The organism is Streptococcus mitis, from assembly GCF_026782865.1.
Lineage (GTDB): Bacteria > Bacillota > Bacilli > Lactobacillales > Streptococcaceae > Streptococcus > Streptococcus mitis_CG.
Genome location: NZ_JAKUXK010000010.1, coordinates 121,826 through 136,195, shown reverse-complemented (window position 1 = coordinate 136,195; position 14,370 = coordinate 121,826). Strand labels below are relative to the sequence as shown.

Below are 14,370 nucleotides of genomic sequence, written 5' to 3'. Positions count from 1 at the left end.
GATTGCTGGTGTGATCGGTTCAAGGAAAAAAGAAGCAAACAATATCGTGCCAGGAGTAGCCATTGCTACAGCTTTGATGCCGCCTATCTGTACTGCAGGCTATGGTTTAGCTAATGGAAATGTACGATTTTTATTTGGGGCTCTTTATCTTTTCTTGATCAACTGTGTCTTTATCATGCTAATCAACATTGTTGGAACAAGAATTATGATGAGAAAATCTCCCTTAAGTTCATTTAAAGAGCTAAACATTAAAATGAGAATTGGGTTGATATCCTTGATTGTATTATTGATTCTTCCGGCTAGTTATTCAGCAGTCACTCTGACGATAGATCAAGCGCGAAAAGAAGGAATCAAGCAGTTTGTAGGAAAAGAGTTCGCCAATCACACGGTCATTAATCAAGTCTACAAATCAAGAAACAATGAGTTGGTCTTGACGGTTGTTGGAGATCCGATTTCAGAAGAAGAATTAGAAACGCTCCACCAAAAACAAGCCTCTTACGGTATTCAATCTGTTCAATTGAAAGTCAATCAAGTTCATAATTCGACAAAATTAGACAGTGATTCGACCAAGGAATTTTATGAAACCATTAACAAGTATATCGATCAAAAACTCTCTGAAAAGGATTCACAAAAAGATCTCGTAAAAGAAAATGAAGCAGACAAGGATTGAGGATATTGACCATATCTAACTCATGAAAGCAAATCTTGTGTGGTGGTTTGGTCAATCACTACTAGCTCGGATTAAATAATACTCTTCGAAAATCAAATTCAAACCACGTCAGCGTCGCCTTACCGTACTCAAGTACAGCTTGCGGCTAGCTTCCTAGTTTGCTTTTTGATTTTCATTGAGTAAAAATATAAAAAGCAACAGCTGAAATAGTTGTTGCTTTTTAGGTAGCTAGGATTTTATCCCAGGTTTTATCTCTTATTTCTCAACGCGTGATTTGTTGGCGATATCAGCAAGGATAGCTTGAACAAAGTCATCAACTGAGACAGTTTGTGTTTCTTTTTGGCCATAGCGACGAACGTTAACAGTTCCGTCTTCCATTTCCTTGTCCCCAACGATTAATTGGTAAGGAATCTTGCTTGTTTGTGAAGCACGGATCTTGAACTGCATTTTTTCATTGCGCTCATCTACGTCTGCACGGACACCGCGGTCACGGAGTTTTTTCGCCACTTCCCAAGCGTAGTCCACGTGTTTTTCGTTAGATACTGGGATGAGGGTTACTTGGTGAGGTGCTAGCCATGTTGGGAAGGCACCCTTGTAGTTCTCAATCAAGATAGCTGTGAAGCGTTCCATAGTTGAGATAACTCCACGGTGGATCATAACTGGACGGTGCTCTTCACCATCAGCTCCGATATATTTGAGGTCGAAGCGTTCTGGAAGCAAGAAGTCAAGTTGGATAGTAGAAAGGGTTTCTTCTTTACCAAGGGCAGTTTTAACCTGGATATCCAATTTTGGACCGTAGAAGGCTGCTTCACCTTCGGCTTCAAAGTAGTCCACACCCATTTCATCAAGGGCTGCACGAAGCATGGTTTGGGCATTTTCCCACATCTCATCGTTATCAAAGTACTTATGAGTATCTTGAGGGTCACGAAGAGAGAGGCGGAAGCGGTATTCAGTCAAGTTGAAATCTTCATAAACATCGATAATCAACTGGAGGGCGCGTTGGAATTCTTCTTGGATTTGTTCTGGAGTAACGAAGAGGTGACCGTCGTTGAGCGACATCTCACGCACGCGTTGAAGACCTGTGAGGGCACCAGATTTTTCATAACGGTGCATCATACCGATTTCAGCGATACGGATTGGCAACTCACGGTAAGAGTGAACATGGTGTTTGAAGACTTGGATGTGGTGTGGGCAGTTCATTGGACGAAGGACAAATTCTTCCCCGTCACCCATGTCCATAGTTGGGAACATGTCTTCTTGATAATGATCCCAGTGACCAGAAGTCTTGTAAAGTTCAACAGAAGCAAGTGGTGGAGTGTATACGTGTTGGTAGCCAGAAGCCAACTCTTTGTCTACGATGTAGCGTTCTAATTCACGACGGATAGTCGCACCATTTGGCAACCAGAATGGCAAACCTTGTCCAACCTCTTGAGAAATCATGAAGAGGTCAAGCTCTTTACCAAGTTTACGGTGGTCACGTTCCTTAGCTTCTTCACGCATTTGGAGGTAGTTTTTCAAGTCTTTCTTGTCAAACCAAGCTGTACCATAGATACGTTGCATCATAGCGTTGTCGCTATTTCCACGCCAGTAAGCACCTGCTACATGGAGAAGGTGGAAGATTTGGATGCGGCCTGTTGATGGGACGTGAGGGCCACGGCAAAGGTCTACATATTCACCCTGACGGTAGATGGTCAAACCACCTTCGTCTTCAGAGTGTTCTTCAATCAATTCCAACTTGTAAGGGTCGTTCTTGAAGATTTCACGCGCCTCGTCTTTAGTCACCTCTTCGCGAATAGATGGGAAGTTTTCTTTGACGATTTTTTTCATTTCTTCTTCGATACGAGGAAGGTCTTCGTTAGAGATTTGACCAGCAGTATTGTCAGTATCGTAGTAGAAACCGTCTTCGATGGCTGGACCAACTCCCAAGTGAATGTCTGGGAACAGACGACGAGCTGCTTGGGCGAACAAGTGAGCAGCAGAGTGACGCAAGATTGGAAGGGCATCTTCGTGATCAGGTGTCACGATTTCGATGCTTCCATCTTCAGTGATAGCACGAGTAGTGTCGATGAGTTTGCCGTTGAATTTACCAGCCAAGGCCTTTTTAGCTAGGGAATTGCTGATAGATTGGGCAATTTCAAAAGTTGTAACGCCAGATTCAAATTCACGAACAGCGCCATCTGGGAAAGTAATGTTAATCATGATGTTCTCCTTACTTATATTATTGACGAATGTTTTAACCCCTATTTTGAGAATAGGGACAGAGGATTGTGAAAGCTAGAAAAACAAAAAGCGACATCCTCGAAAGGACGTCGCAACGTGGTTCCACCTTCATTTATGTTCCTCAAAAAAGAGGGACACCTCTGATTGGCTCTAACGTGGCCACCGTTTTATGTTTTCATAAAAACTCAAGAGTAGTATCAGTTTAGGCTTTCTATGCGTTCTCAGCAACCACGCACTCTCTAGTAGAAAGGGACTAAGTGACTTGTCTCTATGGATTATTATAGCATGATTGTGAAAATTTTCAAGATATTTGTAGATTTTTTTGAATTTTCTTCATTGAAAAAGTGCTTGCTATGCTTTGTTAGGAGTAATGTAAAATAATCTTTTTGATAAGTCTTTACCTTGATAAAAGTAGTGTTCTGGATTTAGTAAGAGTGGGTTAAAGGTAACTATTATACAGTATTTTTTGTTATAATATTAAAAAGATATATAAGAGGAAATGAGGAGAAAGAATGACAAAAATAGCTCTTCTTTCAGATATTCATGGAAATACTACAGCCTTGGAGGCTGTTTTGGAAGATACTCGGCAGCTAGGAGTGGATGAATACTGGCTTTTGGGAGATATTCTCATGCCAGGAACAGGGCGTCGAAGGATTTTGGACTTGTTGGATCAACTACCGATTACGGCTAGAGTTTTGGGAAACTGGGAAGACAGTCTTTGGCATGGTGTACGCAAGGAATTGGATAGCACTCGTCCTAGTCAACGCTATCTCTTGCGCCAATGCCAGTATGTTTTAGAGGAAATTTCCCTAGAAGAAATTGAACTGCTCCACAATCAACCTCTCCAGCTTCATCGTCAGTTTGGGGATTTGACGGTAGGAATTAGCCACCATCTTCCTGATAAGAACTGGGGGAGAGAGTTGATTCATACTGGAGAGCAAGAGGATTTTGACCGCTTGGTGACCAATCCACCTTGTGATATCGCTGTATATGGTCATATTCATCAGCAGTTGCTTCGTTATGGGACTGGTGGTCAATTGATTGTCAATCCGGGTTCGATTGGGCAGCCTTTCTTTCTAGATACCCAGTTACGGAAGGACTTGCGGGCCCAGTATATGATTTTAGAGTTTGATGACAAGGGCTTGGTAGATATGGACTTCCGACGGGTAGACTACGATGTGGTAGCTGAATTGCAGTTGGCTAAAGACCTCAAACTTCCCTATTTTGAGGTTTACTATGAAAGTCTGGTCAATGGTATCCATCATACTCACAATCAGGAATTTTTGAGAAAATTAGCCCAAAAAGAGGGCTACGATAGGGAGTTAGATGCCTGGTTGAAAAGTGGTAATAATTGACATTACAACTAAAAAGGGTATAATAATAGAAAAAGAAGAGTAGAGGCAGGGTAGCCTCGTAAAAAGGAGAAGAGGATGCAAATTCCAAGTAGATTTACCATTGCGACTCATATGCTGATAATCATTGCCCTCAAGGGGAAGGAAAGCAAGGTGACCAGTGATTTTCTGGCTGCTAGTGTCGGGGTCAATCCAGTCATTATCAGAAAGACCTTGTCCCAGTTGAAGAAGGCAGATCTGATTTCAGTAGCGCGTGGAACAGGGGGAACAGAGATTGTCAAGGACCTCAAAGACATTAGTCTTTTAGATGTTTATCAAGCGGTCGAGTGTCTTGGTAAGACAGGTCAACTCTTCAGTTTTCATGACAATCCAAATCCCAATTGCCCTGTAGGTGCTCGTATTCATGATGTTTTGGATCAAAAATTGGAGAGAATTCAGCTGGCGATGGAGACTGAACTTGGTCAGACCAGTCTAGAGCAAGTCGTGGCCGATGCAGAGAGTCAGATGAAGGATTAAGAGGGATAGATGCCTGCAAATGGAATGTCAAAACACTGCTAGAAATCTGGCAGTGTTTTTTTTGAGTGTTTGAACAGAAAAACTCCTAGGAAATTCCAGGAGAGTATGAGTGATTATTTAAACTTTAATCCTTCGTAAATAAGCTCTGCTTTTGGATTTTCTTTCTTAATCTGTTTGGCAAGTGACTTCATCATAGAAAGAGGACCACACATATAGACGCTTGCATGTTCGGGCACTTCTTCTTGATCAAAATTAAGATAGCCGTCTTTCCTACTGTCTACTAGATGGAGTTCAAAATTAGGATTTTTCTGAGCATAGTCACGGAGCAAATCTATATAAACTGCATTTTCCTCTCCACGGAAGCTATAGTAGAAGTGAACCTGTTTATCTAAAATAGGATGTTCACGGATGTAAGAGATGAAGGGGGTAATCCCAATGCCTCCAGCAATCCAAACCTGATTTTCTCGTCCTTCTTCTATGATCATGTGTCCGTAAGCTCTGTCTACACTTACTTTGCTGCCGACTTGAAGATTGTAATAGATATTCTTGGTATGGTCGCCTGAATTTTTAACAGTAAAGTAAAGAGTTTGACCATGACCTCCTGAGATAGAAAAGGGATGCGGAGCACTTTCAAAGCCTTCTTGGAAAATCTTTAGGAAGGCAAATTGTCCTGATTGATAGTTGAAAGGTCTGCTAAGATGGATTTGAATTTCTTTAGTATCGTGATTTAAGCGTTTGAGAGTGGTAATTTTCCCTAGATAGGGGAAGCCAATCTTTTGATATAGAAAAATGATATAAAAACCAGCTAGCAAGCCTAAAAGGGCATAGCTACCAACAAGAAAACTTAGAAGATTAAATGTAAGGAGGAGATTGCCCATCATCATATAGACATGAAAGAGTCCGAAAATATAGGCTAGGTAAACCAGGCGGTGAATCCATCGCCAAGCTTCGTATTGGATGTATTTGCCTAAATAGGCGACAAGGATGATACTGACAAAGATATAGATGGCAAGATTGCCAAACTGAGTAGCTAAGCGAGAGCCCCACAAACCGCCCATACTAAAGTTATGAAAGATGAGTAGGATGATGGATAGAAAGGCTGTGAATTTGTGGACAGTATAGACCTTCTCCAAACCGTGAAACCAGTTTTCTAGTAGGGGGAGACGAGTGGCGAGGATAAAAGTCAGAGATAGGCTTGTTAAAGCTAGTCCTGGAATCATGAATTGGGGAGAAGTGTTCATCCAAGTCAAAATAGTCAAGATAAAACTAGCTATGATAAAGAGTAGTCCTTTGATTGATCTCATAGAAAATTCCATTTCATTGGGATTTGATTTGTTGTAAATGAATTTGTTACATTTTATCATAGAAAAAGTATGGTGTCAAATTGAGGTATATAAATATCTACTATCATCAAAAAAACTCTCCAATTGAACTGGAGAGTGGCTGTTTATACTCAATGAAAATCAAAGAGCAAACTAGGAAGCTAGACGCAGGCTGTACTTGAGTACGGCAAGGTGAAGCTGACGTGGTTTGAATTTGATTTTCGAAGAGTATTATTCTGCAGCTTGTTGCCAACGTTTGGCTAGCATATGAGATAGGCTAGAAATTGCTAGGTTGAAGCTGAAGTAGATGAGGGCAATCAGGATATATAGACTGAAGACTTGCTCTGGTTCGAAATAACGGCCCATGAGAATTTGGCTAGCTCCAAAGAGTTCTTGTAGGGCGATAACAGAGTAGAGAAGACTGGTATCCTTAATTACGGTTACAAACTGGGAAATGATGGCTGGCAACATTTTGCGAATAGCTTGTGGGAGAATGATGTGGTAGAGGATTTGGGCTGAAGTAAATCCTTGCGACATTCCTGCTTCGTACTGTCCCTTGTCTACGGCATTGAGACCGCCTCGAATAATCTCAGCTAGGGCCGCTGAGGTAAAGAGAGTAAAGGCAGTGATTCCTGCTGGAGTGGATTTCATCTTGAACACTAAAAAGATAGTAAAGATCCAGAGGAGGTTGGGAACGTTGCGCACAAACTCGATGTAAATGCTGGAGATGATGCGCAAGACAGGATTTTTGCCATTTCTCATGACAGCTAGCACCGTACCGATGAGGGTAGAGAGAACGATGGCAATTAGAGAAATATAGAGGGTCAAGCCAAATCCTTTAAAGATAAAGACTAGGTTATCTGGGGTTAAAACTTCTAAAATGGATTCCATAGTAACCTCCTAAAGTGAATAGGCTTTTTTGTTGGCTTGCTCCATCTTGCGACCAAACTGGGCAACAGGGAAGCATAGAGAGAAGTAGAGCAGGGCAGCGCCTAGAAAGGCTGGGATATAGTTTCCGTTAAGAGCCGACCAAGACTTGGTCACAAACATCAAATCTACTCCAGAGATGATAGCGACTGTAGAGGTGTTTTTGATGAGGTTAACAATTTGGTTGGTCAAAGGAGGGAGAATGATTCGGAAAGCCTGAGGCAAGATAATCAAGCGCATGGCACTGATATAAGTAAAACCTTGCGACAAGGCGGCCTCCATCTGACCGCTAGGAATAGACTGAATGCCTGAGCGAATAACCTCAGCGATATAGGCACCGTGATAGAGTCCCACGCAGAGAACAGCTGTCCAATAAATCGGAATCATGATGATATGGTCACTGATAAGAGGTAGGCCATAAAAAACGATAACAAACTGAACCAAGAGGGGAGTGTTTTGGTAAAATTCCACAAAGATGCGAGCCAAAATTCGCAAAATTGGACGTTTGCTAGTTGACATAGCTCCAAAGAAGACGCCCAAAACCATAGCGAGGATAAAGGATCCGATCGCTAGGGCAAGGGTGAAGAGGAAACCATTGAAAAATTGTCCAAAATCCTGAAAATAGGCTGTCCAAGATGATAAATCTGTCATAGGGTGTCCTCCTTAATCTGCAGTATGGCTAGATGGTTTGAGCTTGTAACGATCATAAAGTTTTTGCAAACTACCATCCTTACTCCATTTAGTGACCAAGTTATCAAGATAGTTGTTTAGCTCTGTATTTGATTTCTTGGTAACAATACCGTAGTCAGATGGCTTGAAACTATCATTTAGCAGTTCTGTGCGTTTGCTGATATAGCCAGACAGAATCGAGCGGTCAACGGAAAAGGCATCGATACGATGAGCATGAAGGGAAGTAATCAATTCTGGGTAGGAACCAAGTTCGACGAATTTAAAGGTCAAGCCTTTCTTTTTACCTAGTTCGGTAATCAGGCGTTGAGTAATGGAGCCTTGGGCAACTCCGATGGTTTTGCCGTTTAGGTCCTCAATGCTTTTGATTTTGGCAGACTTATTGACCAAAAAGCCAGAGGCATCTGTGTAGTAAGGACTGGTGAAGTTGTAGAGTTTTTTGCGTTCGTCTGTGATAGTAAAGGTCGCGATATCCATATCGACCTGTTCATTGTCTAGAAGGGGTCCACGGGTCTGTGCGGTAACAGGCACATAGCGAACTTTGACCTTGAGCTCATCTGCTACCATCTTGGCCAAGTCGGTTTCGATACCAGAATAGGTTCCTGTCTTAGGATCCTTATAGCCCAAATTGGGAACATCTTGTTTGACACCGACAACCAGCTCGCCTCTTTTTTGAATATCTGCGACACTGGCATCAGCCTGAACGGGTTTTGCAGCAGCAAGGCCAAAAAGGCTAATCAATAATGCGGATAAAAAGAATTTCTTTTTCATAGGCGCCTCCTTATTTGACTTTGTCACTTTCGTGGTTGATGATCTTGCTGAGGAATTGTTGGGCACGAGGTTCGCTTGGATTGTCGAAAAAGTCATCAACATCTGTCGTATCCACCAAAACTTCTCCGTCAGCCATAAAGATGATGCGATCAGCAACTTCACGGGCGAAGCCCATTTCATGGGTAACGACAATCATATTCATACCATCGTGGGCCAATTTTTGCATAACTGCTAGAACATCGCCGATGGTTTCAGGGTCTAGGGCAGATGTTGGCTCATCAAAGAGGAGGAGTTCAGGATGCATAGCGAGTCCACGTGCGATGGCAATTCGTTGTTTTTGTCCACCAGATAGCATGGCTGGATAAGAATCTTTCTTGTCCCACATATTTACAAATTCCAGATATTTTTGGGCTGTTTTTTCAGCTTCTTTTTTATCAATTCCTAGAACTTTTATGGGTGCAAGTGTTACGTTTTCTAACACTGTTTTATGCGGATAGAGGTTAAAATGTTGGAAAACCATGCCGACTTCCTTGCGAAGAGGTACCAAATCTTTCTGGCTGGCACCAGCAACTTGGTGCCCATTTACTAGAAGACTTCCCTTGTCGACAGCCTCTAAACCATTGATGGTACGGATAAGAGTGGATTTCCCAGAACCAGATGGTCCGAGTAGGACAACAACTTGCCCTTTTTCAAAACGGAGATTGATGTCGCGGAGTGCATGGTAATCTCCGTAATATTTTTCGACGTGTTCAAATTCTACTAAAGCCATAAGGAATCTCCTTTGTGTTAGATTTTATAACATGATTCTACACCAAAAGATTTGTCTTGTCAAATCATATCTGAAAAAATTCATTAAAATTTTATAAAAAGGCAATCTGGATAGAGAAAAAGCCTAAATCGTGTTATAATGAAGCAATAGAATTCTTAGAAAGAGTGGATGTCTTTTTGATAACACCTACTTATGAATGGCAGTTTGCCCCGCAGGTTGAAGATGCGGATTTTACAAAGATAGCCAAGAAGGCTGGACTGGGTCCTGAGGTGGCTCGGTTATTATTTGAGAGAGGGATTCAGGACCAAGAAAGTCTGAAGAAGTTTTTAGAACCTTCCTTGGAGGATTTGCATGACCCTTATCTGCTCCATGATATGGACAAGGCAGTGGAACGGATTCGTCAGGCCATTGAAGAAGGGGAAAGTATTCTCGTTTATGGAGACTACGATGCGGATGGCATGACTTCGGCTTCGATTGTGAAGGAAAGTTTGGAACAGCTTGGTGCTGAGTGCCGTGTTTACTTGCCAAATCGTTTCACTGATGGCTATGGACCTAATGCCAGTGTCTATAAATACTTTATCGAGCAAGAAGGGATTTCCTTGATTGTGACGGTGGATAATGGGGTTGCGGGTCATGAGGCTATTGAATTGGCCCAGTCTATGGGAGTGGATGTCATTGTGACTGACCACCATTCTATGCCTGAAACCTTACCAGATGCCTATGCCATCGTTCACCCTGAACATTCAGATGCGGACTATCCTTTCAAATATTTGGCTGGTTGTGGAGTTGCTTTCAAGCTGGCTTGTGCCCTGTTAGAAGAAGTACAAGTGGAATTGCTTGATTTGGTCGCTATTGGTACCATTGCTGATATGGTGAGTTTGACGGATGAAAACCGTATTTTGGTTCAATATGGCCTGGAAATGTTGGGACATACTCAGCGTATTGGCCTACAAGAAATGTTGGATATGGCTGGGATTGCTACCAATGAAGTGACAGAAGAAACTGTTGGTTTTCAGATTGCCCCTCGTTTGAATGCCTTGGGCCGCTTGGATGATCCCAATCCTGCCATTGATTTGCTGACTGGCTTTGATGATGAGGAGGCGCATGAGATTGCCCTCATGATTCATCAGAAAAACGAAGAGCGCAAGGAAATTGTCCAGTCTATCTATGAAGAAGCCAAGACCATGGTGGATCCTGAAAAGAAGGTCCAAGTCTTGGCCAAGGAAGGCTGGAATCCTGGGGTTCTGGGTATCGTGGCTGGTCGTTTGTTGGAAGAACTAGGACAGACAGTCATTGTTCTTAATATAGAAGACGGTCGTGCCAAGGGCAGTGCTCGTAGTGTGGAAGCAGTAGATATTTTTGAGGCTCTGGATCCTCATCGAGACCTCTTCATCGCCTTTGGCGGTCATGCTGGCGCAGCAGGAATGACGCTGGATGTTGAGAAAGTTTCAGATTTATCTCAGGTCTTGGAAGACTATGTCCGTGAAAAAGGTGCAGATGCTGCTGGCAAGAACAAGTTAAATCTAGATGAAGAACTGGATTTGGAGACACTTAGTTTGGAAACGGTCAAAAGTTTTGAACGTTTAGCTCCCTTTGGAATGGACAATCAGAAACCTGTCTTTTATATTAAGGATTTTCAGGTCGAAAGTGCCCGTACTATGGGGGCAGGCAATGCCCATCTCAAGTTGAAAATTTCTAAAGGTGAGGCGAGTTTTGAAGTGGTAGCCTTTAGCCAAGGCAGATGGGTGACAGAGTTTTCTCAAACCAAGAATCTAGAGCTGGCGGTCAAATTGTCTGTCAACCAATGGAATGGCCAAACTGCTCTACAGTTGATGATGGTGGATGCGCGTGTGGAGGGTGTTCAACTTTTTAACATCCGTGGGAAAAATGCAGTCTTGCCAGAAGGGGTTCCAGTCTTGGACTTTTCTGGAGAATTACCAGATTTAGTAGCTAGTGACGCAGTTGTTGTAAAAACTATTCCTGAGGATATTACTCAGCTGAAGACTATTTTTCAGGAGCAGAATTTTTCTGCTGTCTATTTCAAAAATGATATTGACAAGGCCTACTATCTGACAGGCTATGGGACTAGAGAGCAGTTTGCTAAATTGTACAAGACTATCTACCAGTTTCCAGAGTTTGATATTCGCTATAAGCTGAAAGATTTGGCAGCTTATCTTAATATTCAGCAAATCTTGCTGGTCAAGATGATTCAAGTGTTTGAAGAACTAGGCTTTGTTACCATCAAAGACGGGGTCATGACAGTGAATAAAGAAGCGCCAAAGCGGGAAATAGGAGAAAGTCAGATTTACCAAAATCTCAAACAAACCGTCAAAGACCAAGAAATGATGGCGCTGGGTACCGTGCAAGAAATTTATGACTTTTTAATGGAAAAAGAATAGCAGATAGGAAAGAGTTGGGCAACCAGCTCTTTTTTGAAAACAAATCTTCATTTTGAAAATCATTAAAAAAATGGTATAATGGTAGGAAAAGATTCGGCTAAAAGTAGTACTTTTAGAATAAGAGGGTAAGTAACCCTATAATCAAGATAAACTAAGCTTTCGGAGGAAAAATGAGTAATATCAGTTTAACAACACTTGGTGGTGTGCGTGAAAATGGGAAAAATATGTATATCGCTGAAATCGATGGGTCTATTTTCGTTTTGGATGCAGGTCTAAAGTACCCTGAAAATGAACAACTAGGGGTGGATGTCGTCATTCCAAATATGGACTACCTTTTTGAAAATAGCGACCGTATTGCTGGGGTCTTCTTGACCCACGGGCATGCGGATGCCATTGGTGCTCTACCTTATCTCTTGGCTGAAGCCAAGGTGCCTGTATTTGGGTCTGAGCTGACCATTGAGTTGGCCAAACTCTTTGTCAAAGGAAATGACACAGTTAAGAAATTTAATGATTTCCATGTTATCGATGAGGATACGGAGATTGATTTTGGAGGAACTGTGGTGTCCTTCTTCCGTACAACTCACTCTATTCCAGAAAGTCTGGGTGTTGTCTTGAAGACAGCTGAAGGTAGCATCGTTTATACAGGTGACTTTAAATTTGACCAGACAGCTAGTGAATCCTATGCGACAGACTTCGCTCGTTTGGCAGAAATCGGTCGTGATGGAGTTCTAGCCCTTCTTAGCGATTCAGCCAATGCAGATAGCAATATCCAGGTGGCTAGCGAAAGTGAAGTTGGGGACGAGATCACTCAAACCATTGCAGATTGGGATGGTCGTATCATCGTCGCAGCAGTAGCCAGCAACCTCTCTCGTATCCAGCAGGTGTTTGACGCTGCGGATGCAACAGGCCGTCGTGTGGTCTTGACAGGATTCGATATTGAAAATATTGTCCGTACTGCTATTCGCCTCAAGAAATTGTCTCTAGCTAACGAGAGTCTTTTGATTAAGCCGAAAGATATGTCTCGTTTTGAAGACCATGAGTTGATTATCCTTGAGACAGGTCGTATGGGTGAGCCAATCAACGGTCTTCGTAAGATGTCGATTGGTCGCCACCGTTATGTGGAAATCAAGGACGGTGACCTAGTTTATATTGTAACCACTCCGTCTATCGCTAAAGAAGCAGTCATGGCGCGTGTGGAAAATATGATTTACCAAGCTGGAGGTGTTGTCAAATTGATCACCCAAAGCTTGCGTGTGTCAGGGCACGGAAATGCGCGTGATTTGCAATTGATGATTAACCTCTTGCAACCCAAGTATCTCTTCCCAATTCAAGGAGAATACCGTGAGTTGGATGCCCATGCTAAGGCTGCTATGGCAGTTGGGATGTTGCCAGAACGCATTTTCATCCCTAAAAAGGGAACCAGCATGGCTTATGAGAATGGAGACTTTGTCCCAGCTGGAGCGGTTTCAGCAGGGGATGTCTTGATTGACGGAAATGCCATCGGTGATGTTGGTAATGTGGTTCTTCGTGACCGTAAGGTCTTGTCAGAAGATGGAATTTTCATCGTCGCAATCACCGTTAACCGCCGTGAGAAGAAAATTGTGGCCAAGGCCCGTGTTCACACGCGTGGATTTGTTTATCTCAAGAAGAGCCGCGATATTCTCCGTGAAAGTTCAGAATTGATTAACCAGACGGTAGAAGACTATCTGCAAGGAGATGACTTTGACTGGGCAGACCTTAAAGGGAAGGTTCGTGATAATTTAACTAAGTATCTCTTTGACCAGACTAAGCGTCGTCCAGCTATTTTACCAGTAGTCATGGAAGCAAAATAATCTTTGAAATAAACAGAGAGAAAGTCGAGTTTCGGCTTTTTCTTATAGAAAAATAGAGGAAAAAATTATGGCAGTAATGAAAATCGAGTATTACTCACAAGTTTTGGATATGGAGTGGGGAGTGAATGTCCTCTATCCTGATGCTAATCGAGTGGAAGAACCAGATTGTAAAGACATTCCAGTCTTGTACCTCTTGCACGGGATGTCTGGCAACCATAATAGCTGGCTCAAGCGTACCAATGTAGAACGCTTGCTTCGAGGTACTAATCTCATCGTTGTTATGCCCAATACCAGCAATGGTTGGTACACCGATACCCAGTATGGTTTTGACTATTATACAGCTCTAGCAGAGGAATTGCCACAGGTTCTGAAACGTTTCTTCCCTAACATGACCAGCAAGCGTGAAAAGACCTTTATCGCTGGCCTCTCTATGGGAGGCTATGGCTGTTTCAAATTGGCCCTTGCTACAAATCGTTTTTCTCATGCAGCTAGTTTTTCAGGTGCCCTTAGTTTTCAAGATTTTTCTCCTGAGAGCCAAGATTTGGGGACACCAGCTTACTGGAGAGGTGTGTTTGGGGAGATTAAAGATTGGACAACTAGCACCTATTCTCTAGAAAGTCTGGCTAAAAAATCGGATAAAAAGACCAAGCTGTGGGCTTGGTGTGGCGAACAGGATTTCTTGTATGAAGCCAATAATCTAGCAGTGAAAAATCTCAAAAAACTAGGTTTTGATGTGACCTATAGCCATAGCGCTGGAACTCACGAGTGGTATTATTGGGAAAAACAATTGGAACGGTTCTTAGCAACCCTACCAATTGATTTCAAATTAGAAGAGAGATTGTCATAATTTAGCTTTCTTTTAGCTTCTTTTAGTAAAATAGTCTTTATTTTCTAGAAAGGTGGAG

At 42.4% G+C, this 14,370-nt stretch carries 12 protein-coding genes and 1 pseudogene; 6 read left to right on the top strand and 7 right to left on the bottom strand.

The window, feature by feature from the left end; all coding sequences use genetic code 11:
* The coding region (locus MK482_RS06645; RefSeq protein ID WP_049551669.1) for a DUF389 domain-containing protein at window positions 1-670 on the top strand (670 nt) is incomplete at its 5' end.
* A 255-nt stretch (window positions 671-925) separates the two neighbouring features.
* On the opposite strand, the gene thrS is transcribed toward MK482_RS06645, so the two are convergent.
* On the bottom strand, window positions 926-2,869 hold the full coding sequence (gene thrS, locus MK482_RS06640; protein WP_125454734.1) for a threonine--tRNA ligase: 1,944 nt from the start codon (window positions 2,867-2,869) through the stop codon (window positions 926-928).
* 41 nt (window positions 2,870-2,910) lie between these two features.
* Window positions 2,911-3,091: pseudogene (locus MK482_RS09015) on the bottom strand (hypothetical protein).
* A 311-nt stretch (window positions 3,092-3,402) separates the two neighbouring features.
* On the opposite strand from MK482_RS09015, the gene MK482_RS06635 reads away from it, so the two are divergent.
* Entirely contained in the window at window positions 3,403-4,245 is an 843-nt protein-coding gene (locus tag MK482_RS06635) for a metallophosphoesterase family protein (protein WP_268718298.1), read from the top strand.
* Window positions 4,246-4,320: 75 nt separating this feature from the next.
* Window positions 4,321-4,758, top strand: coding sequence for an Rrf2 family transcriptional regulator (locus MK482_RS06630; RefSeq protein WP_125410963.1), 438 nt, complete (start codon window positions 4,321-4,323; stop codon window positions 4,756-4,758).
* A gap of 113 nt (window positions 4,759-4,871) precedes the next feature.
* Here the strand turns inward: MK482_RS06630 and MK482_RS06625 are convergent, their stop codons facing one another.
* The 5 genes from MK482_RS06625 to MK482_RS06605 all read right to left on the bottom strand — a co-directional run bounded on the left by MK482_RS06625 (window position 4,872) and on the right by MK482_RS06605 (window position 9,234).
* Window positions 4,872-6,062, bottom strand: a complete 1,191-nt coding sequence (locus tag MK482_RS06625) for an oxidoreductase (protein WP_268718297.1) — start codon at window positions 6,060-6,062, stop codon at window positions 4,872-4,874.
* A gap of 249 nt (window positions 6,063-6,311) precedes the next feature.
* Window positions 6,312-6,971 carry an amino acid ABC transporter permease gene (locus MK482_RS06620; RefSeq protein WP_000443889.1) on the bottom strand — a complete coding sequence of 220 codons (660 nt, stop codon included), beginning with the start codon at window positions 6,969-6,971 and terminating at the stop codon, window positions 6,312-6,314.
* Window positions 6,972-6,980: 9 nt separating this feature from the next.
* A complete protein-coding gene (locus MK482_RS06615) occupies window positions 6,981-7,658 on the bottom strand; it encodes an amino acid ABC transporter permease (RefSeq protein ID WP_268718296.1) in 678 nt (225 codons plus the stop codon).
* Window positions 7,659-7,670: 12 nt separating this feature from the next.
* Window positions 7,671-8,465: a transporter substrate-binding domain-containing protein gene (locus tag MK482_RS06610; protein ID WP_268718295.1), complete on the bottom strand. Its 795-nt coding sequence runs from the start codon at window positions 8,463-8,465 to the stop codon at window positions 7,671-7,673.
* A 10-nt stretch (window positions 8,466-8,475) separates the two neighbouring features.
* The gene (locus MK482_RS06605) at window positions 8,476-9,234 is read right to left on the bottom strand and encodes an amino acid ABC transporter ATP-binding protein (RefSeq protein ID WP_001229569.1); all 759 of its coding nucleotides are present in this window, start codon (window positions 9,232-9,234) and stop codon (window positions 8,476-8,478) included.
* Between the two features lie 176 nt (window positions 9,235-9,410).
* Between MK482_RS06605 and recJ the strand changes: the two genes are divergently transcribed.
* From recJ to MK482_RS06590, 3 genes are all read left to right on the top strand, one after another.
* Entirely contained in the window at window positions 9,411-11,633 is a 2,223-nt protein-coding gene (gene recJ, locus MK482_RS06600) for a single-stranded-DNA-specific exonuclease RecJ (RefSeq protein WP_268718294.1), read from the top strand.
* A 170-nt stretch (window positions 11,634-11,803) separates the two neighbouring features.
* Complete coding sequence (locus tag MK482_RS06595; RefSeq protein ID WP_214614872.1) at window positions 11,804-13,465, top strand: ribonuclease J; 1,662 nt, start codon at window positions 11,804-11,806, stop codon at window positions 13,463-13,465.
* 67 nt (window positions 13,466-13,532) lie between these two features.
* Window positions 13,533-14,312, top strand: coding sequence for an alpha/beta hydrolase (locus MK482_RS06590; RefSeq protein ID WP_268718293.1), 780 nt, complete (start codon window positions 13,533-13,535; stop codon window positions 14,310-14,312).
* Window positions 14,313-14,370: the final 58 nt, after the last annotated feature.

What these genes read in the sequence shown, in the direction of transcription:
- MK482_RS06590 (WP_268718293.1), top strand. Translation starts at nt 13,533, where the DNA reads ATGGCAGTAATGAAAATCGAGTATTACTCACAAGTTTTGGATATGGAG.
- MK482_RS06620 (WP_000443889.1), bottom strand. Translation starts at nt 6,971, where the DNA reads ATGGAATCCATTTTAGAAGTTTTAACCCCAGATAACCTAGTCTTTATC.
- MK482_RS06635 (WP_268718298.1), top strand. Translation starts at nt 3,403, where the DNA reads ATGACAAAAATAGCTCTTCTTTCAGATATTCATGGAAATACTACAGCC.
- MK482_RS06610 (WP_268718295.1), bottom strand. Translation starts at nt 8,465, where the DNA reads ATGAAAAAGAAATTCTTTTTATCCGCATTATTGATTAGCCTTTTTGGC.
- MK482_RS06630 (WP_125410963.1), top strand. Translation starts at nt 4,321, where the DNA reads ATGCAAATTCCAAGTAGATTTACCATTGCGACTCATATGCTGATAATC.
- thrS (WP_125454734.1), bottom strand. Translation starts at nt 2,869, where the DNA reads ATGATTAACATTACTTTCCCAGATGGCGCTGTTCGTGAATTTGAATCT.
- MK482_RS06625 (WP_268718297.1), bottom strand. Translation starts at nt 6,062, where the DNA reads ATGAGATCAATCAAAGGACTACTCTTTATCATAGCTAGTTTTATCTTG.
- MK482_RS06595 (WP_214614872.1), top strand. Translation starts at nt 11,804, where the DNA reads ATGAGTAATATCAGTTTAACAACACTTGGTGGTGTGCGTGAAAATGGG.
- MK482_RS06615 (WP_268718296.1), bottom strand. Translation starts at nt 7,658, where the DNA reads ATGACAGATTTATCATCTTGGACAGCCTATTTTCAGGATTTTGGACAA.
- MK482_RS06605 (WP_001229569.1), bottom strand. Translation starts at nt 9,234, where the DNA reads ATGGCTTTAGTAGAATTTGAACACGTCGAAAAATATTACGGAGATTAC.